Below are 18,134 nucleotides of genomic sequence, written 5' to 3'. Positions count from 1 at the left end.
TTAAAATCCCAAAGACAGCTGCTGTGAAGACGACGTAGACTTCACGGGTTCAGATAGCGCACGCCTAACGTACTCGGGCTTGGCTTCCTGTACTGTAAAGCGAGGCAGCTCATTGTTAACAATAAAGTACTGCGCCCGCTTTAGCACTACGCCAATCTTTTTTAGGCCGTTAATCGTTAGCCGCCCGTGCCGGCGGGCGGCGACAATCATTTTGGCTGACTTAACGCCAACGCCGGGAATGCGCAAAAGCACCGCGTAATCTGCGGTGTTAACGTCAATAGGGAAGAATTCCGGGTGCCTAAGCGCCCAAGAGAGCTTGGGATCCATATCCAGCTCCAGATTGGGCTGTCCTGAGTCGACGATTTCTTCTGCACTGAATTGGTAAAAACGCATTAACCAGTCAGCCTGATAAAGGCGATTTTCCCGCTTTAGAGTGTTTTCTCTCACTGCGGTTACAGGCAAGCGGGGATCCGTGACATTGACAGGAATGTAGCCGGAATAGTAAACCCGCTTCATGCCGCTGCGCTGGTAGAGCGCGGTAGAAAGACGAAGAATATCCCGATCGCAGTCACCTGCCGCACCAACAATCATTTGAGTGCTCTGCCCGGCTGGCGCAAATCGCGGGGCTGAACGGAATTTTTTTCTATCTTCCAGACTTTGCGATATGCCCTGTTGGATAAAACCCATTGGCTTATAAACGCTTTGATGATCTTTCTCTGGCGCCAGACGCTTAAGATCCTGCTCAAGAGGGATCTCCAAATTGATGCTTAAGCGGTCGACTACCAGCCCGGCCTGATAAATCAGTGACTGGCTGGCGCCGGGAATGGCTTTCATATGAATGTATCCCTGAAAACCATGAACGTTACGCAGGCTTTGCGCCACGCGCAGCATTCTTTCCATTGTGTGGTCAGGGCTTTTCAACACGCCAGAGCTTAAAAACAGGCCGTCGATATAGTTGCGGCGGTAGAACGCTAGCGTTAGTTCGGTCAGCTCTTCAGGAGTAAACGCCACTCTTTCTATATCATTGCTCCGTCTATTAATGCAGTAGGCGCAGTCGTAAAGGCAAACGTTAGTCATCAGAACCTTTAATAAAGATACGCAGCGCCCGTCTTCAGTAAAGCTGTGGCAAACGCCCCACGCGCTGGCATTGCCTAACCCTGAGCCGTTATTCTTCCTCGCTACACCGCTTGAAGAGCAGGACACGTCATACTTTGCCGATTCGGCCAGGATTTTTAGCTTATGCAGCATGCGTTCTTTCATTCATTCCCCCAACATTTGGTGACGCTCAGAATAGACTTCGTTCTTTTAGTTCAACGTACACAAAGAACGATACTGTATATAAATACAGTATTCAATAATTATGGCAAAAATAGACAAGGGAATGAAAAAAGCGCCGAAGAAGACAGCTCGTTCGGCGCTTTGTTGCTACTGTATTTTCGACAAAATTCTCTACCGTACTACCAGCACTGACGTTTTAGCGTAGCGAACAATGCCGGAAGCGTTGGAACCCAACAGGTGGGTTTTAATGTTAGGCCTGTGAGAGCCTATTACGATTAAATCCGCCTGTACGGTGTCAGTGGCCTCGACAATTTCGTCTCTGGTTGAGCCGAACGCAATGGAATAGGATACGCGGTCTTTCGGCAGGTCAATCTCTTTCGCCATAAGGGCTAAACGCTCTTCGGCGATAGTCGAAGCTTTGTCTTTCAAATCAAGATAGCCAAGCTCATAGGCGTTAATAATGGTGGTAGAAATAGGCAGCACGTGCAGCAGATGCAGTGTTGCTCCCGTCAGTTTGGCTAGGCCAACGGCATGCTTTAACGCATTGTGGGACAGCTCGTCTTCCATGACGTCTAAAGGGACTAAGATGGATGTGTACATCATGGCCTCCTCGGTTTGTCATTGGGGTTGTTCTCCTTTTAGTATAATTCTTGACCAGCTTTATGCCGTGAGTTGCATCCAACTTTATTAGATGAGCATCTGGTGTTTTTATTCGCAAACAGAGAAAATGACGCAAACGATTACCTAGCCAACAACGGGAAACTAAACGATGTTTAAGAAAAGTGTCAGCACGCTGGTTTTTCTCCCTCTTCTCGCCTCAGGGCAGGCTTTAGCGAACGAAGCGCCGATTAACGTCAAAGTCTTTATCGGCGCAATGTTTGAAATTGGCCAAAATACGGGCGACAAAGCTGGCGAATTCCAAAACTGGTACGAAAAGTACTTTAAGGACAGCAAACCAATTACCGTTAAAGGTGCAGCCTCTCCGGTTTTCTGTAACGATGACGGCGTATGCGGCTCGGTACTGGGCATGGGGAAAGTCGCTTCGTCCTCTTCGATGCAGGCGATTTTGCTTAATCCGCAGTTGGATATGTCCAAAGCCTACTACATCATCAGCGGCGTAGCCGGTACCCCGCCTTCTCGTGGAACGATTGGCGACGTTAGCTGGGCTTCCTGGGCGGTAGACTACGATCTGGGCCACCGCTGGGCTCCCGAAGAAGGCCTTCACGACGGTCAGACCTTTATGCCGCGTAAAGGGTATGAAAATATTCGCCGCTATCAGTTCAATCCGATTCTGGTCTCTTGGGCTATGAAAGTGACAGGCAACACTAAACTAGAGGACTCTGAAGGTGCTCAGAAGTATCGTCAACGCTATCCGGATGCCAACGCGCGCCGCGCACCCAAAGTGCTGACGGGCACCCACATGACGGGAGATACCTTCTTTCACGGTCCGGGAATGTCGAAAGAGGCGCAGTATATTGCCAAGCTGTACGGTGCAGATGACTATTTGATGACGGAAATGGAAATTGCCGCCATTACGCAGGTCATCGCTAAAACGGAAGGCTCCACACAGCGGATCTTAAGCCTGCGCGGCGCGGTCAACTTCGATCAGGGTAATCCGAAAGAAACCACACTGGAGCACTTGGATCCGGCTCCGGGCCAAACGGCGGGGGGCTTTAAAGAAACGGTAGAAAACATCGCTAAAGTAGGTGGCGAAATGACGGACTACATCGTTGCCCACTGGGATACCTGGCAGAACGGCGTACCGCCGCTGAAGTAAAAAGACTTGGGGCTGCTTGCGCGGCCCCAAACTGACGAAAGCAAGATAACAATAGATAAATACATGCGCCCTAGGCACCGAAATGTATCATGTACTTGTGTTCATCAATTGCTTTTTGTATGACCTCCACTAAGGCCACAAGTCTGGGATCCTGATGCAGTCGACTGTCAGATAATACAATGTGCTGGAATTGAATTAACGAGTCTGGTGGAATCAGGGTCACACCCCAGCGCGCGAGGCCATAACTGGGGCGGCTGATTGAATGAAAATACGTTTGCATCGAGGTAAGGGAATCCCACCAGTCATCGATGTATACATCATCGTCAATATAAACGCAGTGATATTTTTCTGGTTCATAGACACTGAAGTCTTTAGTTGTATCAAGCTTATCAATTATTCCAAACTCGGCTTTTATCATGAGACATCACTATTTGAATCTGACATTTTAATTTCAAACGGTGAGTGTTTAGCCCACCGTTTTGTTGTTAAAAATATCGACTACTTTTCTAGCCGCTTGTGTAAATTCACCCTACTTTCGTTCTGGCTTACGACAACAAAACCCCTGCCGCAGTACAGCGCCTGTGCCGGGCTGTCGATAAAGACGCTTAGCCTCAGGTGTCGCATATCCCTCTGGCGAGCCAGCTGCTCTATTAATGCCAAGACCTGAGCGCCGATGCCCTGCCTCTGGTAGTTTTTTTCCAACTGCACATCGTGGATGTACAGCTCATCAGATTCGGGCTCAGACTCTAGCGTCAAGAAGCCGACACGGTTGTCGTTGTAGAGAATGCGGTAGTTCTCTCGCATTTCCCAGTTGGTGGTGAACAGATGGGTTTTCCAGCTTAGGCCGTATTTGGCGTAGTAGACAGCCGTATTGTATTGACTGAGGGATTCAGCAAGCCATACGTCATCCGGCTCGGTCTTCACGAGTATTACGTTCATGAATGCTCCCGTTGCTTTCGTTCACGGCGGCAGAGCCTTAGCTCTGCCCCTGAAGTTAAAAGCATAGCGCTAAACGCGCGCTCTGAGCACACCTTTCATGCGATTTTATTCGCCGTTTTACTTGAACGCCTATTCGTCGTTCAGGTTCATTTTCATGATATTGCGGTGCTTATTGCCCTCTTCACGCTCCAGCCCAAACGGCTCTCCGTCAGGGATGCTGTGCCTGTTCAGGAAATCATCAATGCGCTGAATATCTTCTGAAGACAGCCGAGAGCTAAAGACTTTCTCGTTGGAGGCGATGTGGCGCTCGCTGCGCGTACCGACAATCGCAGCACCTACAGCGGGTTTGTTAAGCACATACATTACCGCCACGTTTGACAGTGAGCAGCCGATGCGATCGCCAATCTCTTTCATCAGGCATAGCAACTGCTGATAGCCGTCCCAGCCGACGGAGTCGTCAATAATCAGCCGATACTTAACTAAAGAGCGATTTTCCAGCGACTGAGGCGCTGGCTTGCCCAGCCAGGATTCGGACAGGAATCCCCCCGCCAAAGAACCGTAGCACAGAAGCTTCACACCATTGCGCTGGCAGAACTCCACCATTTCTCGCTCAGGGCGGCGGTCGAGTACGGAATACTGCGTTTGGTTACTCACCAGCGGGTAGCCCGCATCAACCAGCTGCTGTAGGTGAGCGGTGTCAAAATTGGTGGTACCCAAATTCTTAATCATGCCCTTTTCTTTCAGGCGAACCAGATGCCCTGCGATATCCAGACAGCCGGGGATTTGATAATCCCACCAGTGAAACTGCACCAGATCTAACTGCTCTTTATTCAGGCGCTTCAGGCTGCGAGCGATGATGCGCTCCACATAGTGGTAGTCAACCTCAGACAGAGCTGACAGATCCGGCACAAACTTGGTGTGAACCTGAACGTCGTCTTTCCCTGAGCTTGCCCGTCTTTCCAGAATAAACTGGCCAATAAGCTCTTCCACGCCAGTATAGATATCGGCACAGTCAAACGTCGTAAAGCCGCGTTCCGCGAGCTGGTGAAAGGCTTTCAGCACTGAGGTGAAGTCGTGCTGCCCCTGTAGTTTGTGTCCTTCAGACAGCTGCCAGCCGCCGTTGATGATTCGGCAGGTTTGATAGTCGGGTGTCAGATTAATTCGGGTGGTGTTTTCCATAATGCTTTATCCGTAATGCCTATTTTGAAGTTGTTTCTTCGCTAAGTGGAACAACGGTACACTCGCCGTGCCTAAACGTTCTCAGGCCTGTCCGTACTATCTTAAAGCGTGCGCCGCAGTACGGATCGGGACAGGCTATCAGCGCGTCGGTCGTCATCCAGTCGTGCGCGTGGGTCATTCTCTGCTTGGCGGGCAGCAGCGGCAACAGTGCGCCCATGGCATACAGGGAGAAACGTCCTCCTGCTGGGAAAATCAGGTTTTCACCTACGACGTCAAATCCCTGCCCTGTATGGTGTGAACATACATAGGGTTTGTCTCCGTCAGGAACGACTTCGACGTGAAGATCGTACAGTTCAAATTCATCATTATTCATGTTTTGTATTCTCCCTTCTTTCCAGAGGCGTTTTTAATGCATCACGACTGTTGCCTTCAAATCGACGCCCCAGGCCAGTAATGATGCTGCCGCTGAAAACGATAAACAGTGCCCAAGGGTAAAACGCGCTGGTTAGCAGAGTAAACGGCGTAATCACATCACCGGATGACTGACTTTTCACCGCAATCATCACCACAAAGACAAAAGCGCTGAACGGTAAAACGACCGGAATGCTGTTAGCCATGGCGCTCATAATGTGAGAGCGGCGATACGGATGTAGCCCTGCGCTCTTGCCTACCTTATCACCGATTGGGCCAAACAGGATAAGTGCGGCGCTGGTCACCCCAGCAAACACGGTGGAACATAAAAACGCTCCGGCAGCCAAAATGCCTTCTGCCCGCGCAGCACTCATGGTTTGGTTGCCGCGGGTTAGTCTTTGCGTCATGGCGTCGATAGCGCCGCTTTTTTCCAAAATGCCGATAACGGCAAACAGGGACAGGCACAGCATGATGGTTCCCGCCATACTGCTAACACCATTGTAGAGAATGCCGTCCAACTGCCCGTCTTTCACGGACAGTATCTGGGACATATCCAGTCGCCCCATCAGCAGACCAATAATCAATCCTGAAATGACGCCAACGATCAGCGCTGAGAAAATGTTGCGAGTATAGACAGCTACTGCCACCAAAATAATCACCGGAATAAGCATGCTTAGGCCGCTGGCTGACGCTGTTTCCGTCAGCGCCATATTGACCTCTTCCCCCTGACCGAACAGCAGGTAGAACGGAATAGTTAGCAGGCCAGCCAAAATAGCGTAAGGACTTCGAGAGAGCACCACACCGCCCACCTCAGCAGTTTCACCGTCGCGGTATGTTTGCGTACTGGCTGAAATCACCGTTACGTCAGAGACCGGCGCCAGATTGTCGCCGAAGATAGCCCCGCTGAGGATGGCGCCCGCCAGCATGGCCGGGTCGCCGCCAAGCTGAACGCCTGCGGCAAAGAACACCGGAACAGCGGCAAAAATCGTACCAATAGACGTGCCGGTTGCCGTAGCGATAATCGCTGTAGCGATAAAGGTAAAGGTGCAAAACAGCGCGCCGGAGATCCCGGTTTCTACGCCCAGCCAAACAAAACCTCCGGCAATGCCGCCCACTTTCATCATTGACGAAAAGATACCCGCCAGCACCAGAATACAAACCAGAACGCCAGTCAGCGGCGCAGCAATACCGGCAATTGCGCCGTTCCAGTAGTTGACGCTGTTTTTCGCCAAAAACGATCCGGCGATAACGCCCAGAAAACCGCCCATAGCGAGGCCGTTCATGTCGAATGCTTTCTGGAAGATAAACAGGTAAACCGCAACGATGAGGAATACCACGGCGGGAACCAGAACCATTGCTGGGCCGCCGCGAAATTCAATTTTGGATGAGGACAAAGGTGACTCCCTATACCTTACGATAAAAGATAACGTCGTCTCATCACATTAACTGAACTAGTACACTATTACAATGATTGGCCACTGAGAAATTTTAGGTGACATTGTCACAATAGAGTCGCAACAGATCGACTATTAAACCTTTATTGAGTGTCCGTCCATTCAACCTTCCCCATTCTTTGCGCATCCAATATCACATCGGCCTGAGAGAAGTGGATTTCATACAACACCAGCTCATCACCCGCCACGGCAATAATATCGCGATAGGAAGGTATTTTTTCGATAAACGCATCCTGCATTTCACTTAACGACAGCGCGCTTTTCCGAACTTCCGCCCGCGAGGCGCGAACGTGTTCTGTGCTGCCATAGGGAACCGTCGTGAAGGCAACTCGGCTGTTAGCTTCGAATTCTGCCACTTTGGTATTGTCTTTAAACGTGGCAAACCACAGCACACCGGGATTTTCCGGTAAATAGCAAAAATTGACGATCCTGACGTTGGGGGTATCGCTGCGGCTGGTCGCCAGCGCAATTTCGCTTTGTGTAGCCATCAGGCGGTGAAAGTCGTGCCAGTCGTTCATCTTACGTCTCCATGCTGTGGGATGATTTTATGAGAGCAAACAAAAGCATCGATGCTTTCCCTGAACTATGGCATGCTAATCCTGACATCTGTGTGTCAACATTTAAGAGAGCCTGATGAAAATAGACCGGCTTGTTTCCATCCTGATGGTGTTACTGGCAAAAGAGAAAACTAGCGCAGCTGCGCTGGCTGAGATGTTTGAGGTTTCCGTTCGCACGATTTATCGCGATGTAGACACGCTGTCACAGGCGGGCATTCCCATTATTTCTTCACCGGGGCCACAGGGCGGAATTGCCGTTGTAGAGCGTTTCAAGGTGGATAAGCGTCTGTTTTCCTCTACGGAAATATCCACTTTGCTCATTGGATTGGACGCCCTGTCCCCTGCGCTTTCTCCCTCTGAGCTCAGCGCCGCTCGCGCAAAGGTGACTAGCCTAATCCCACCTCAGCGCGCCGATGAAGTGGCGTTTAAAAGCGGCCAGATAGCCATAGACCTCACATCGTGGACGGGCTACCCCGCTCACCGTATTGACCTTAACGCTCTGCGCGACGCCTTGGAAAAGCAGCTCATGATAGACATTCACTATGAGGACGGCGAAGGCGTTCAGAGCGTTCGCCGCATTGAGCCGTATCAGCTGCTGCTAAAAGAACAGCGCTGGTACCTGCGCGCCTACTGCCTACAGCGTCAGGACTTTCGTACGTTTAAGCTAAGCAGAATTGCGTCCATGAACATTCAGGCAGAAGCCTTTGTGCCAAGGCCGTTTCACCCGACCTCGATGTCGTGCAGCGCGTGGATTGACCCAAGGCTGATTGATATCGAGCTGATAGCCGATAAGTCACTGCGTGAATTACTGAGTGAGTACTGCCCGGAACAGAACATCACGCCGACAGAAGATGGTCGTCTGCACGTGGTGATGCCGTTCGTACCGGATGAAAAAGGCTATCGGCTGCTGTTAAGCTTTGGTACAGGATGCGACTGCGTTGGGCCAGAAAGCGTTCGTCAAACGCTGTTCCAACACATACAGGCGCTCTATTCACGCTATGCTGAAGGTGTTCCCACTGAAAAGTGATGAATCTCTCATTTTTTATTATGCCATCGTATTTTTTGCATAAACCCGTTGAGCCTTTCACAAGCCTGTGCTTTTATTAAAGCGTTCGCTTTATTTAACTAACGCATTAGACAAGGTAATCCCGTAATGACTAAACCCTTCGCTTCGACGCTCCTCCTTACCGCGCAACCTGCCGCGGTGGTCGTCGTGCGTGTGGTGGTGGTCGTCGGCAGTGCGCCGTAACGGGTCCGAATCAACGCAAGATTTCGAAACCCCGCCGGCGCAAACCGAGCGGGGTTTCTCCTTTCTAGCCCCGCCCGAAAACGCCGGCCCAGACAAGAAGGATAAGAAAAGATGGTCGAATCGGGCAAGCCGCATCAACAGCCGCATCCTAAAACGCGCTTTACCGGGGCGGAGCTGATCGTTCACCTACTTGAACGCCAAGGCATCAAGATCGTAGCGGGCATTCCCGGCGGTGCAGCCCTTCCGCTGTATGACGCACTGGGGCAAAGCAACGTTATCCGGCACATTTTAGCCCGTCACGAACAGGGGGCTGGATTCATCGCTCAAGGCATGGCGCGAACTGACGGTAAAGCCGCCGTGTGCATCGCCTCAAGCGGCCCCGGCGCCACCAACCTAGTGACCGCCATTGCCGACGCCAAGCTGGACTCAATACCAATGGTGTGTATTACCGGTCAGGTTTCTTCCTCCATGATTGGTACTGATGCCTTTCAGGAAGTCGACACCTACGGTATGTCTATTCCCATCACTAAACATAACTATCTGGTGCGCCACATCAGCGAGCTGCCTCAAGTCATTTGCGATGCGTTTCGCCTGGCTGAGTCAGGTCGCCCGGGGCCGGTGTGGATTGACGTTCCCAAAGACATACAGACAGCAACGATCGAACTGGACGAGCTGCCCCCTATCGCCCGCCCAGACGCCCCGCCGCCGTTTGACGCTCATGCGGTTATGGATGCCGCGGCGGCCATCAATCAGGCCAAGCGACCGGTGCTCTATTTAGGCGGTGGCATTGTTTGCGCTCAGGCTCAGCGCGCCGCGCAGTCTCTGGCAGAACGAGCAAATCTTCCAACCACCATGACCCTGATGGCGTTAGGCACTGTGCCGGTCGAGCATCCGCTGTGTTTGGGGATGTTAGGGATGCACGCCGCCCGCAGCACCAATATGGTTTTGCAGCAGGCCGACCTGCTTATCGTTATGGGAGCCCGCTTTGACGACCGTGCGATTGGTAAGGCCGAACAGTTTTGCCCCAATGCGCAGATTATCCACGTGGATATCGACAGGGCTGAAATCGGCAAGATTCGCCGCCCACAGATCGCCATTCAGGCCGACGTTGGGCAAGTGCTGAATCAGCTGCTGCCACTCATTGAGGACAAGCCCCGCACTGAGTGGCTGGCAGAGGTTGCCCAGATAAAGTCAGACTATCCATCAGCTATAAACGATATCGACAACCCGCTAAGCCACTATGGCTTGATTAAAGCGGTGGCCGAGGCTGTTGATGAGAACGCCATAATCACCACGGACGTTGGTCAACACCAGATGTGGGTAGCTCAAGCCTATCCTTTGCGTCGCCCGCGCCAGTGGCTGACGTCTGGCGGGTTAGGCACCATGGGCTTTGGCCTGCCTGCGGCGATCGGTGCTGCGCTGGCTGAGCCTTCCCGTAAGGTGCTGTGCTTTTCCGGTGACGGTAGCCTAATGATGAACATTCAGGAACTGGCTACTGCCGTTGAGCACCGACTGGATGTCAAAATCATTCTGATGAACAACCAGGCTCTGGGGCTGGTTCACCAGCAGCAGACGCTGTTCTATCAGGAGCGCATTTTTGCTGCGGCCTACCCCTATATGACTGACTTTGTGAAAATCGCGGCCGGATTTGGTCTGGACACCTGCGATCTTAACGCTGAGTCCGATCCTAAGGCCGCGCTGGCGGAGGCCATTCGTCGCCCAGGCCCTTGCCTGATCCACGCGTTAATCGATATTAACGAAAAAGTTTATCCGATGGTGCCGCCCGGCGCGGCGAATATTGAAATGATTGGAGCCTGATCGTGTCACATATACATCACTCTATTGCTCTGGAACTCATCGTGCGCAACCACCCTGGCGTTATGTCACACATTTGTGGGCTTTTCGCCCGCCGGGCGTTTAACGTTGAGGGCATCCTCTGTATGCCAATTAAAGACAGCAACCAAAGTCGTATTTGGCTGTTAGTGGAAAAAGACCTGCGCCTTTCCCAGATGGTCAGTCAGGTTGAAAAGCTGGAAGACGTGCAGGAGGTCAACTACAGCGAGAATCTGGAGATTTTCGAGGAAATGAGCCGCTTTATGCAGTAAGGGGTTTCACACTTTCCGGCCCGAGGCGGGCCGGAAAGCCGTGATTTAGGCAGACGGGGGAAGAAAGCCCTGCTGCCTCAAGTAGCTCTGCCCTACCTCTGAACACAGCTCGTTAACCAGTTCGCATGCGCTTTGGCTAAATCTTGCCAGCATATAGTCGGCTCTGACGTTATAAGGCTCAGGAATATCAAACAGCTGTAGCCGAGTATCTTCACGCAGGGGCTGACTGTTGCTTTGATAGCCGATAAACAGATCCGTCATTCCCTGTAATATCAGCCATCCTGCGGCAATTTGGCCGCTGGGAACAATAACGCTTTGCCTGCCTCCAACCAGGTGCCTTGCCTTTTCTCTTATGCGCTGTCCTTCGCCGGGATGAAACCGCTCGACGTAATCGAACAGCTGCTGTGCATAGTCGCCACCGGGATCGCTGCCGGGCGTTGACGTAGCAAGCGCTAGTTCAGGGGCACGCAAAATATCCAGCCAGCTATCATACTCCGCAACCCGTTCGCGCCGTGCAGTCAGGCATAAGCGATTGGCAGCGAAAAGTCGAAGTTCGGCAACCGCCTGCTGTTGAGACAGCGCGACAGGATGCTGTGTATTAGCCGAGGCAAAGAGATCGACTTTTTCCCCCTGTTCAATGCGCTGGCGCAGCAGCCCAGCAGGGCCAAAGTCAACAATAACGTCAGTTCCCGTCCGCTGACGGTAGGATTCAAGCCATGGCACAAACGCGCGGCGAAGGCTACCGGCGGCAAAAATGCGTAACGGCGGTTGCGTTTTTATCATGACTTTACCTCTTCTAAATTAAACAGCGGCACTAGCGCCTGATGATGTTCAATCTGAACCTGACGAATAGGAATGCCGTAGGCCGCCATTAAGTTACCTTCTGTCAGAACCTCATCTCGCTTGCCAAACAGCCAGCGCTGTTCGGGAAGCAATAGCAGCACGCTGTCCGCCACTCGCAGTGCGTGATAAGGGTCGTGAGTAGAAAAAAGGATGCTGATGCCCTGTTCGCGCGCCAGCTGGCGGATCAGCGAAAGCACACGAAACTGGTTGTAAATATCCAGCGCGGCGGTGGGTTCATCCAGTATCAGTATGCGGCACTGCATGGCAAGCGCTCGTGCAATCAACACCAGCTGTCGCTGTCCGCCGGAGAGCGTATTGATATTTCTTTCCGCCAGCGACTCCAGCCCCATGGCACGCAGAGCATCAAACGCAATAGCCTCATCTTCACGGCTGGGAACGCTAAACGCCCCCACGCAGGGTGCCCGCCCCATCAGCACGCTGTCAAACACCGAATAGTCAGGGGAAGAAAATGACTGGGGAACAAAGCCTATCGACTCAGGGCAAACGACTCGTCCGCCCAGTTTTGGTTGTGTACCGATAAGAGTGTGCAGCAGCGTAGTTTTTCCTCGCCCGTTGGCGCCCAATACCGCAACGGTTTCTCCCGCCTTACAGCAAAAGTCGATAGGCTGGTACAGCGGCTGGCGATAGCCGTATTCCAGCGCCTCTGCGCGTAAAGAAAAGGTCGTCATAGCGGCCGCCGAGCGTTTTTAAACAACAGCAGTGCGAACACTGGAGCTCCCAGCAGCGCAGTAATAATGCCAATAGGAATTTCTGCGGACGTCAACGTGCGGGCAATATCGTCAACGGCAATCATAAAGGCACCGCCGAGAAGCAAAGAGGCAGGCAGCAAATAACGATGATCGGTCCCCACTAAAAAGCGAGCCAAATGTGGAATAACCAGTCCAATCCAACCGATACTGCCGCTCACTGACACTTGAGCCGCCACGACCAGCGCACACAGCACCAGAATCAACCAGCGAGTGCCGACCACGGAAACGCTCAGCGTTTGCGCCTGACGTTCCCCCAATGAAAGCAGATTGATACGCCAACGCAGCCGCAGTAATAGGCTGCCGGCAATCAGCAAGACAGAAGAAACAATCAGCAGCTTAGGCCAGCTAGCGGTAGCAAAGCTACCCAGTAGCCAGAAAACAATGCTGGGTAAGGTCTCTTCTGTATCGGCCATGTATTGAATAAGGCTTACCAGCGCGCTGAAAAAACCGCTCAGTATCACGCCGGCCAGAACCAGCACCATTCGGTTTCCCTGCCCCATAAAATAGGCCACGGTATACACCAACAGCAGTGCCAGTAAGCCAAAGGAAAAGGTTGATGCTGTCAGCAGCCAAGGGGAAAAACCCAGCAAGATAGCCAGCGCCCCGCCAAACGCTGCCCCCGAGGTTACGCCGATAATATGCGGGTCAACCAGCGGATTGTGAAACACCCCCTGAAGCGCGGCACCGCTTAACGCCAGCGCGCTTCCTGCGCAGAACGCCATCAGTACTCGCGGCAGGCGGACTGTCCAGACAATATGGTGCTCTGTGGCGCTAAACGGTGCACCGTCGGTATAAAACGGCGTTTTCAGAATCGTCAGAATGTTCCCCAACGAGAGGTGATACTGTCCCAGCCCGAGAGAAAACACGCCGACCGCCAGCGTTGCCAGAACCAGCAGCGCGATAGTGCGCCGCGGGTAAGCTCCTCTGATGACGCTATTTGGCTTCATTCACGTCAACGTAGGGCATTTTGTAGAAACGCTGATAGTAGTCATCCGCCGCTTTTTGCATATCGATATCGCTGAAAAGATCGGGATACAGCTTCTTCGCCATCCAGAGCTCACCGATAGCCATCGCTTCAGGCATAGGGTATCCCCAAGCTTTAGCATATTCAGGCATTAGGTAGACTCGCCCATGTTTAACCGCATCGACAACTTTCCACGACGGATCGCTGACGATCTGCTCAACCACTTTAGGGTAGCGATCCTGAACAAAAATCACGCTGGGATCCCACTGCAGCACCTGTTCCATTGAAACCTGCTTAAAGCCTTTTATGGTTGCCGCCGCTACGTTCTGTGCACCCGCATGCGCCATCATCAGGCCGGTATATTTCCCCGAGCCGTAGGTCGACAGGTCTGGGTTAGCCATATAAACGCGAATACGCTTATCGGCGGGTATTGCAGACAGGCGCTGAGTGACAATGTCACGCTGTTTAAACGTATAGTCAATAAGCGCTTCAGCCTGCTCCTTGCGGTTCACTACCTCGCCAATCAGTCGAATGCCCTGCTTCAGGCCGCTGTTGTAAGCCTGCTCTTCATCATCCATAGAGGGATTCACTTTTCCCTCTTCGCCTTTCTTATCTTCTCTCAGTGAAATGGCGATAACCGGAATGCCCGCTTTTTCAATTTGTGAAATCATGTCCGCCGGAGCGTAGTTGGCAACAAACACGACCTGAGGCTTCAAAGCCAGCAGGCTTTCAATATTCACCTGAGTCAGGTCTCCGGGCATCGGCAGTGTTTCAAGTTCAGGTGCCAGCCTGACGTAGTTAGCGCCAAGCTGTTTTTTCCAGCTGGAAAGAATGCCGACGACGTTCTGTTTAGCATCAAGCTGAACCAGCAGATTGAGGGTTTGGTGCTGAAGCACCACCGCACGATTGACCTCGTCAGGGATAGTCACGCTTCTCCCCAACTGATCCGTGATGGCTCTTTCAGCCTGAACGGTGGATATACAGCCAATCAGTAGCGCAACAGCGCTAATACCTTTGATCGTTTTTTGTAGAGTTATCATTATGTCTCACCTCAGAAAGTCGCTCTCAGAATCCGTATGTGTAGGAGCGCAGTGACTATAAACAATCGCTATATAAATTTCTATATTTCGATATTTAAAACACATTTCTCGTCAAATCTCGCTTTGGTTTATAGCAAAAAAAATGATGTTCTAATCCATCGCAATAACTGTTTGTTTTGCCTTGAACCACGCCTTCTTCCGCTATCCTTTCATAATAAAATCCACAATTACAATTGATAATAATTCTCGTTTACTGACAAAAATAATTGATAGGCGTTTCTTAATATCAGACGGAGTTGTCAAATGTTAAAATGCGCCTGTTATTGGGGAGTAGCCGGCTTTTGTCCTTTGGCATTTGCGTCTATATCAACATACTCGCTGCACGTTTGGCGTGGTATAGACAGCCCTTCTTGTACACTCTGTGTGGGGGGCAGGCGAGACCATTAGCGTACTGAATGCACAGTGAGGTTGGGCGGCATTCAGTATTGCTATTTCCCCAGCCAGAGAAAAATAATAATGAATCTTTCTGCAACACTGATCCTTGCTTTTGGCATGTCAATGGATGCCTTTGCCGCCTCTGTCGGTAAAGGCGCGATCTTACATAAACCCCGCTTTAGAGAAGCCTTTCGGACTGGATTAATTTTTGGTTCGATAGAAGCCATCACGCCACTTATCGGCTGGGGGCTCGGGCTGTTTGCCGGTCAATACATCACCGAATGGGACCACTGGGTCGCCTTTGCCCTACTGGTTATCTTAGGCGGGCGGATGGTTATCGAAGGTTTTAAGACACCAGAAATTGAAGTACCAAAGATTCGTCGCCACTCGTTCTGGATTTTAGCCGCCACCGCCGTCGCGACCAGCCTTGACGCCATGGCAGTGGGGGTTGGTCTGGCTCTGCTTCAGGTCAATATTCTTCACACCGCGATGGCCATTGGTTTGGCCACCATGATCATGGCGACGCTTGGCATGATGCTGGGGAGATTTATCGGCCCGCTGCTGGGCAAACGCGCCGAAATTCTGGGCGGTCTGGTGCTGATAGGCATCGGCGTCAATATTCTGTATGAACATCTGGGTGCCGTTGCCGTCTAACGTCGCAATTAGGCTGGCTGAAGCACCACTTTGATATCCGCAGGCTCTGCATAGTACGGAGATGACGTCACGATAAGGCTTACGCCCGTTGCCGCGTAGTCCGATACGTTATCGCGATGAATGCCCCCAGCGATAGACAGCAGGCAGTTTGACGCCCTTTCTTCTACAGTCGCCCTCAGCCGACGGATTTCCGACAGGGAAAATTTGTCTAGCTGTAGAACATCCGGCTGCCCTTGTAGAGCGGCCAGCGCCTCTTCCACAGTATCGGCCTCTACGATAATTTTCTTCTCCGGTGCTTCCATCCTTAAGCGTGAGATCATGGTGATCCAGTCGTCAGGGTCAGCAAAAAAGCGGCGATGATTGGCAAAAAGCAGTATGGTTTCAGCCGTGCCGCCGCGGTGAATAATACCTCCACCGTCAATCACAGCGGGAATAGCCAGCGCCTTAGTGGCGGGGATACTTTTGCGGGTACAGGCAATGCGCACAGACGGATTCACCCGCTCTGCTGTCTGAGTCATTTCCGCCATATACTGCGACACACCACAGCACCATTCCAAAACGTTTTGTACCGCTTTCCATCCTTGGTGCAGCGCATCGGCTCGCCCTGTCGCCGTTAATAGAACATCACCGCCTACGGCATCTTGGCCGTCTGAAACGTGAATGTCTACGTTCAGGCCAAGCTTTATCAGCATGCGTGCAGCAACGCTCACGCCGCTGACGCGCCCTGACTGTCGACGCATAAATCGCATTTCACCGCTGCGTTGACCGATGCCCAGTGCGCGAGTGGTCAGATCCCCCTGCTGAATATCGTCGAGCAGCAGTCGGTCAATAAAGTCATCGGAAATATAAAACATGATCGATCCTATTTATTTTTTATGCATTTATTATCTATATCCCAAGAGATAAACGCCCAGCGACGGTGAGAATCAAGCAGAGGTACGCCGTCGTTCAGGCAGCGCTGATAGTAGTTTTTTAGGCGCTGGCGCTCAACGATTGTTAGCTCGCCCAAAGACCAGCTGACCGAGCGTTCTAGGGCTTCGTAGCTATCCGGCTGGGGCTGTAGATGGCGGGCATTGATATAATCAACCTTTGGGTGAATGCCCATCTGGTAAAGAACGTTTAGTGCATAGATATAGTTAGGTAGCCCGGCGTCGCGGCGATCAAGAGCCTCCAGAATGCGTGCATCCATAAAGTGTGACTGTACGGGGTGAGTTGTATAAACGCGCAGTCTCGCTTTTTCATTCAGCTTTTGCAGCGCCCTTTTCATATCGGTAACTAGCGTAGAGCGAGAGGCCACAACGATGTCACAGACGGGCACGTTATCCCACTCGTCGTCCCACGCTCGGTGAATAAAGGTTGCGTTAGCTATTTTTGACGCCGTGGCTCGGCGTTTAGCCGCGTCAAGCATACCTGCGCTATAGTCGAGGCCGTATACCTGACGCAGGTGTGGCGCACAGGGAAGGCAAATGGTGCCGGGCCCACAGCCGACGTCCAGCAGGGTTTCTGCCCCGCTCAGATCCATCAATGACAAAAAGGATTTTAGATAGTCATCTTCCGGATTGGCGCATACCGTCGCCATTTTCTCAGCGCGTTCGTCCCAGCTGCAGGCCGGCTTTTCCACTCTGCCTGCCCGCGCCATGTGGTTAAGATAAAGTCGTGAAAAATCGATATCCTGATAGATCTCTGCGCTGTTCTCCATGGCCTAGCCTGCGCTTAAGAAAGCGCGTCTTCCTCTTCTTTTGCATCGGCTCTGGCCTGATTCAGTATGGCTTTTGCCATCCACTGCGTCATAGACATCACCTCTTCGTTTTCCAGCTGCCAGATGTCTTTTAGCACCATAAACACCTCGGAGCCATAGATCATCGACAGTGCGTAGTTGACTTTCTTCACCCACTCTTCCGGCAGTTCACGGTTTAGTGGCTCGGTTACCTGCGACAGAATATTTTTTCGGTGCCCGCGCACAAGGTGATCCTGCGCCTCAGAGGCAATCTCCTCTTCGGAAGACGACAGCTTAAACTCGGCAGCACGGCGCAGAGCCCACTGCTGTAATGACAGCAGCAGCGCTGCCCGCAGTGCACCTTCATGCTTAAGCATTTGCGGATAGGCGAAACGCAGAAGCGCCTCTACGCGAGACTCTACGTCATGCTGTTCCGGCATCCAGTTAATAATGGGCTTTAGAGTTTCTTCAACGACAGCGGCAATCAAATCACTCTGTGTCGGAAAGTAGCGATAGGCTGTAGCCCGGGATACCTGCGCCTCGACAGCCAGCTCACTGACGGTAGGAAAAGCGCCTTCTTCGAACAGCTTCATCGCACTTTTAATTAGGAGACTATACTTTCTCCGTTTCAGGTGGCTTAGCGTGGTAGCAGATTGTGTTTTTTGTTCCATTTTCAGCCTCTTGTCACAGCGCATCGGTGGCTGCCCTTTTATTTCACCTTAAGCCTTATCGCGCAAAGCTCATAAAGCTAATGGTTGCTAA

General features: G+C 51.9%; 21 protein-coding genes. 6 read left to right on the top strand and 15 right to left on the bottom strand.

Features of this window, described 5'->3' with window-relative positions:
• A complete protein-coding gene (locus DQM29_RS08760; RefSeq protein WP_111740331.1) occupies positions 1-1,260 on the bottom strand; it encodes a putative DNA modification/repair radical SAM protein in 1,260 nt (419 codons plus the stop codon).
• 189 nt (positions 1,261-1,449) lie between these two features.
• A complete protein-coding gene (locus DQM29_RS08755; RefSeq protein WP_111740330.1) occupies positions 1,450-1,878 on the bottom strand; it encodes a universal stress protein in 429 nt (142 codons plus the stop codon).
• 169 nt (positions 1,879-2,047) lie between these two features.
• On the opposite strand from DQM29_RS08755, the gene DQM29_RS08750 reads away from it, so the two are divergent.
• A complete protein-coding gene (locus tag DQM29_RS08750) occupies positions 2,048-3,055 on the top strand; it encodes a purine-nucleoside phosphorylase (RefSeq protein ID WP_111740329.1) in 1,008 nt (335 codons plus the stop codon).
• Between the two features lie 70 nt (positions 3,056-3,125).
• On the opposite strand, the gene DQM29_RS08745 is transcribed toward DQM29_RS08750, so the two are convergent.
• From DQM29_RS08745 to DQM29_RS08720, 6 genes are all read right to left on the bottom strand, one after another.
• Positions 3,126-3,473, bottom strand: a complete 348-nt coding sequence (locus DQM29_RS08745; RefSeq protein ID WP_111740328.1) for a hypothetical protein — start codon at positions 3,471-3,473, stop codon at positions 3,126-3,128.
• Between the two features lie 80 nt (positions 3,474-3,553).
• Positions 3,554-3,994: a GNAT family N-acetyltransferase gene (locus tag DQM29_RS08740; protein WP_111740327.1), complete on the bottom strand. Its 441-nt coding sequence runs from the start codon at positions 3,992-3,994 to the stop codon at positions 3,554-3,556.
• 129 nt (positions 3,995-4,123) lie between these two features.
• The gene (locus tag DQM29_RS08735; RefSeq protein WP_111740326.1) at positions 4,124-5,173 is read right to left on the bottom strand and encodes an aldo/keto reductase; all 1,050 of its coding nucleotides are present in this window, start codon (positions 5,171-5,173) and stop codon (positions 4,124-4,126) included.
• A gap of 19 nt (positions 5,174-5,192) precedes the next feature.
• The gene (locus DQM29_RS08730) at positions 5,193-5,546 is read right to left on the bottom strand and encodes a TIGR04076 family protein (protein WP_111740325.1); all 354 of its coding nucleotides are present in this window, start codon (positions 5,544-5,546) and stop codon (positions 5,193-5,195) included.
• Positions 5,539-6,978: a Na+/H+ antiporter NhaC family protein gene (locus DQM29_RS08725; protein WP_111740324.1), complete on the bottom strand. Its 1,440-nt coding sequence runs from the start codon at positions 6,976-6,978 to the stop codon at positions 5,539-5,541. Before DQM29_RS08725 ends, DQM29_RS08730 begins: the two co-directional genes overlap by 8 nt.
• A gap of 143 nt (positions 6,979-7,121) precedes the next feature.
• Positions 7,122-7,556, bottom strand: a complete 435-nt coding sequence (locus tag DQM29_RS08720; RefSeq protein ID WP_111740323.1) for a pyridoxamine 5'-phosphate oxidase family protein — start codon at positions 7,554-7,556, stop codon at positions 7,122-7,124.
• A 115-nt stretch (positions 7,557-7,671) separates the two neighbouring features.
• On the opposite strand from DQM29_RS08720, the gene DQM29_RS08715 reads away from it, so the two are divergent.
• From DQM29_RS08715 to DQM29_RS08700, 4 genes are all read left to right on the top strand, one after another.
• Positions 7,672-8,622 (top strand): helix-turn-helix transcriptional regulator, encoded by a 951-nt coding sequence (locus DQM29_RS08715; protein ID WP_111740322.1) that lies wholly within the window; start codon positions 7,672-7,674, stop codon positions 8,620-8,622.
• Positions 8,623-8,748: 126 nt separating this feature from the next.
• Positions 8,749-8,844 (top strand): ilvB operon leader peptide IvbL, encoded by a 96-nt coding sequence (gene ivbL, locus DQM29_RS08710; protein WP_111740321.1) that lies wholly within the window; start codon positions 8,749-8,751, stop codon positions 8,842-8,844.
• A 111-nt stretch (positions 8,845-8,955) separates the two neighbouring features.
• Positions 8,956-10,662, top strand: coding sequence for an acetolactate synthase large subunit (gene ilvB / locus DQM29_RS08705; RefSeq protein WP_111740320.1), 1,707 nt, complete (start codon positions 8,956-8,958; stop codon positions 10,660-10,662).
• A 62-nt stretch (positions 10,663-10,724) separates the two neighbouring features.
• On the top strand, positions 10,725-10,949 hold the full coding sequence (locus DQM29_RS08700; RefSeq protein WP_422385822.1) for an ACT domain-containing protein: 225 nt from the start codon (positions 10,725-10,727) through the stop codon (positions 10,947-10,949).
• A 45-nt stretch (positions 10,950-10,994) separates the two neighbouring features.
• Here DQM29_RS08700 and DQM29_RS08695 read toward each other — a convergent pair whose 3' ends face one another.
• The 4 genes from DQM29_RS08695 to DQM29_RS08680 are packed head-to-tail and all read right to left on the bottom strand — an operon-like array spanning position 10,995 to position 14,566.
• Positions 10,995-11,732, bottom strand: coding sequence for a substrate-binding domain-containing protein (locus DQM29_RS08695; RefSeq protein WP_111740318.1), 738 nt, complete (start codon positions 11,730-11,732; stop codon positions 10,995-10,997).
• Positions 11,729-12,481, bottom strand: coding sequence for an ABC transporter ATP-binding protein (locus tag DQM29_RS08690; RefSeq protein ID WP_111740317.1), 753 nt, complete (start codon positions 12,479-12,481; stop codon positions 11,729-11,731). Before DQM29_RS08690 ends, DQM29_RS08695 begins: the two co-directional genes overlap by 4 nt.
• On the bottom strand, positions 12,478-13,509 hold the full coding sequence (locus tag DQM29_RS08685) for a FecCD family ABC transporter permease (RefSeq protein WP_111740316.1): 1,032 nt from the start codon (positions 13,507-13,509) through the stop codon (positions 12,478-12,480). Before DQM29_RS08685 ends, DQM29_RS08690 begins: the two co-directional genes overlap by 4 nt.
• Positions 13,496-14,566 carry an ABC transporter substrate-binding protein gene (locus DQM29_RS08680; RefSeq protein WP_111740315.1) on the bottom strand — a complete coding sequence of 357 codons (1,071 nt, stop codon included), beginning with the start codon at positions 14,564-14,566 and terminating at the stop codon, positions 13,496-13,498. Before DQM29_RS08680 ends, DQM29_RS08685 begins: the two co-directional genes overlap by 14 nt.
• Before the next feature lie 516 nt (positions 14,567-15,082).
• Between DQM29_RS08680 and mntP the strand changes: the two genes are divergently transcribed.
• A complete protein-coding gene (mntP, locus tag DQM29_RS08675; protein WP_111740314.1) occupies positions 15,083-15,655 on the top strand; it encodes a manganese efflux pump MntP in 573 nt (190 codons plus the stop codon).
• An 8-nt stretch (positions 15,656-15,663) separates the two neighbouring features.
• On the opposite strand, the gene modD is transcribed toward mntP, so the two are convergent.
• Genes modD through DQM29_RS08660 form a run of 3 tightly spaced genes read right to left on the bottom strand, consistent with a single transcriptional unit; the run spans position 15,664 to position 18,043 of the window.
• Positions 15,664-16,509 (bottom strand): ModD protein, encoded by an 846-nt coding sequence (modD, locus tag DQM29_RS08670; protein WP_111740313.1) that lies wholly within the window; start codon positions 16,507-16,509, stop codon positions 15,664-15,666.
• Between the two features lie 8 nt (positions 16,510-16,517).
• Positions 16,518-17,354, bottom strand: coding sequence for a class I SAM-dependent methyltransferase (locus DQM29_RS08665; RefSeq protein ID WP_111740312.1), 837 nt, complete (start codon positions 17,352-17,354; stop codon positions 16,518-16,520).
• A gap of 14 nt (positions 17,355-17,368) precedes the next feature.
• Positions 17,369-18,043 carry a TetR/AcrR family transcriptional regulator gene (locus tag DQM29_RS08660; protein ID WP_111742046.1) on the bottom strand — a complete coding sequence of 225 codons (675 nt, stop codon included), beginning with the start codon at positions 18,041-18,043 and terminating at the stop codon, positions 17,369-17,371.
• Positions 18,044-18,134: the final 91 nt, after the last annotated feature.

The organism is Leminorella richardii (assembly GCF_900478135.1).
In the GTDB taxonomy this organism is placed as follows: domain Bacteria; phylum Pseudomonadota; class Gammaproteobacteria; order Enterobacterales; family Enterobacteriaceae; genus Leminorella; species Leminorella richardii.
Note: the sequence above shows the minus strand (reverse complement) of the source record. Positions and strands in the feature narration are given on the sequence as shown.

Coding starts and splice junctions, on each gene's coding strand:
- DQM29_RS08760 (WP_111740331.1), bottom strand. CDS start 1,260: ATGAAAGAACGCATGCTGCATAAGCTAAAAATCCTGGCCGAATCGGCA.
- DQM29_RS08755 (WP_111740330.1), bottom strand. CDS start 1,878: ATGTACACATCCATCTTAGTCCCTTTAGACGTCATGGAAGACGAGCTG.
- DQM29_RS08750 (WP_111740329.1), top strand. CDS start 2,048: ATGTTTAAGAAAAGTGTCAGCACGCTGGTTTTTCTCCCTCTTCTCGCC.
- DQM29_RS08745 (WP_111740328.1), bottom strand. CDS start 3,473: ATGATAAAAGCCGAGTTTGGAATAATTGATAAGCTTGATACAACTAAA.
- DQM29_RS08740 (WP_111740327.1), bottom strand. CDS start 3,994: ATGAACGTAATACTCGTGAAGACCGAGCCGGATGACGTATGGCTTGCT.
- DQM29_RS08735 (WP_111740326.1), bottom strand. CDS start 5,173: ATGGAAAACACCACCCGAATTAATCTGACACCCGACTATCAAACCTGC.
- DQM29_RS08730 (WP_111740325.1), bottom strand. CDS start 5,546: ATGAATAATGATGAATTTGAACTGTACGATCTTCACGTCGAAGTCGTT.
- DQM29_RS08720 (WP_111740323.1), bottom strand. CDS start 7,556: ATGAACGACTGGCACGACTTTCACCGCCTGATGGCTACACAAAGCGAA.
- DQM29_RS08715 (WP_111740322.1), top strand. CDS start 7,672: ATGAAAATAGACCGGCTTGTTTCCATCCTGATGGTGTTACTGGCAAAA.
- ivbL (WP_111740321.1), top strand. CDS start 8,749: ATGACTAAACCCTTCGCTTCGACGCTCCTCCTTACCGCGCAACCTGCC.
- ilvB (WP_111740320.1), top strand. CDS start 8,956: ATGGTCGAATCGGGCAAGCCGCATCAACAGCCGCATCCTAAAACGCGC.
- DQM29_RS08700 (WP_422385822.1), top strand. CDS start 10,725: ATGTCACACATTTGTGGGCTTTTCGCCCGCCGGGCGTTTAACGTTGAG.
- DQM29_RS08695 (WP_111740318.1), bottom strand. CDS start 11,732: ATGATAAAAACGCAACCGCCGTTACGCATTTTTGCCGCCGGTAGCCTT.
- DQM29_RS08690 (WP_111740317.1), bottom strand. CDS start 12,481: ATGACGACCTTTTCTTTACGCGCAGAGGCGCTGGAATACGGCTATCGC.
- DQM29_RS08685 (WP_111740316.1), bottom strand. CDS start 13,509: ATGAAGCCAAATAGCGTCATCAGAGGAGCTTACCCGCGGCGCACTATC.
- DQM29_RS08680 (WP_111740315.1), bottom strand. CDS start 14,566: ATGATAACTCTACAAAAAACGATCAAAGGTATTAGCGCTGTTGCGCTA.
- mntP (WP_111740314.1), top strand. CDS start 15,083: ATGAATCTTTCTGCAACACTGATCCTTGCTTTTGGCATGTCAATGGAT.
- modD (WP_111740313.1), bottom strand. CDS start 16,509: ATGTTTTATATTTCCGATGACTTTATTGACCGACTGCTGCTCGACGAT.
- DQM29_RS08665 (WP_111740312.1), bottom strand. CDS start 17,354: ATGGAGAACAGCGCAGAGATCTATCAGGATATCGATTTTTCACGACTT.
- DQM29_RS08660 (WP_111742046.1), bottom strand. CDS start 18,043: ATGGAACAAAAAACACAATCTGCTACCACGCTAAGCCACCTGAAACGG.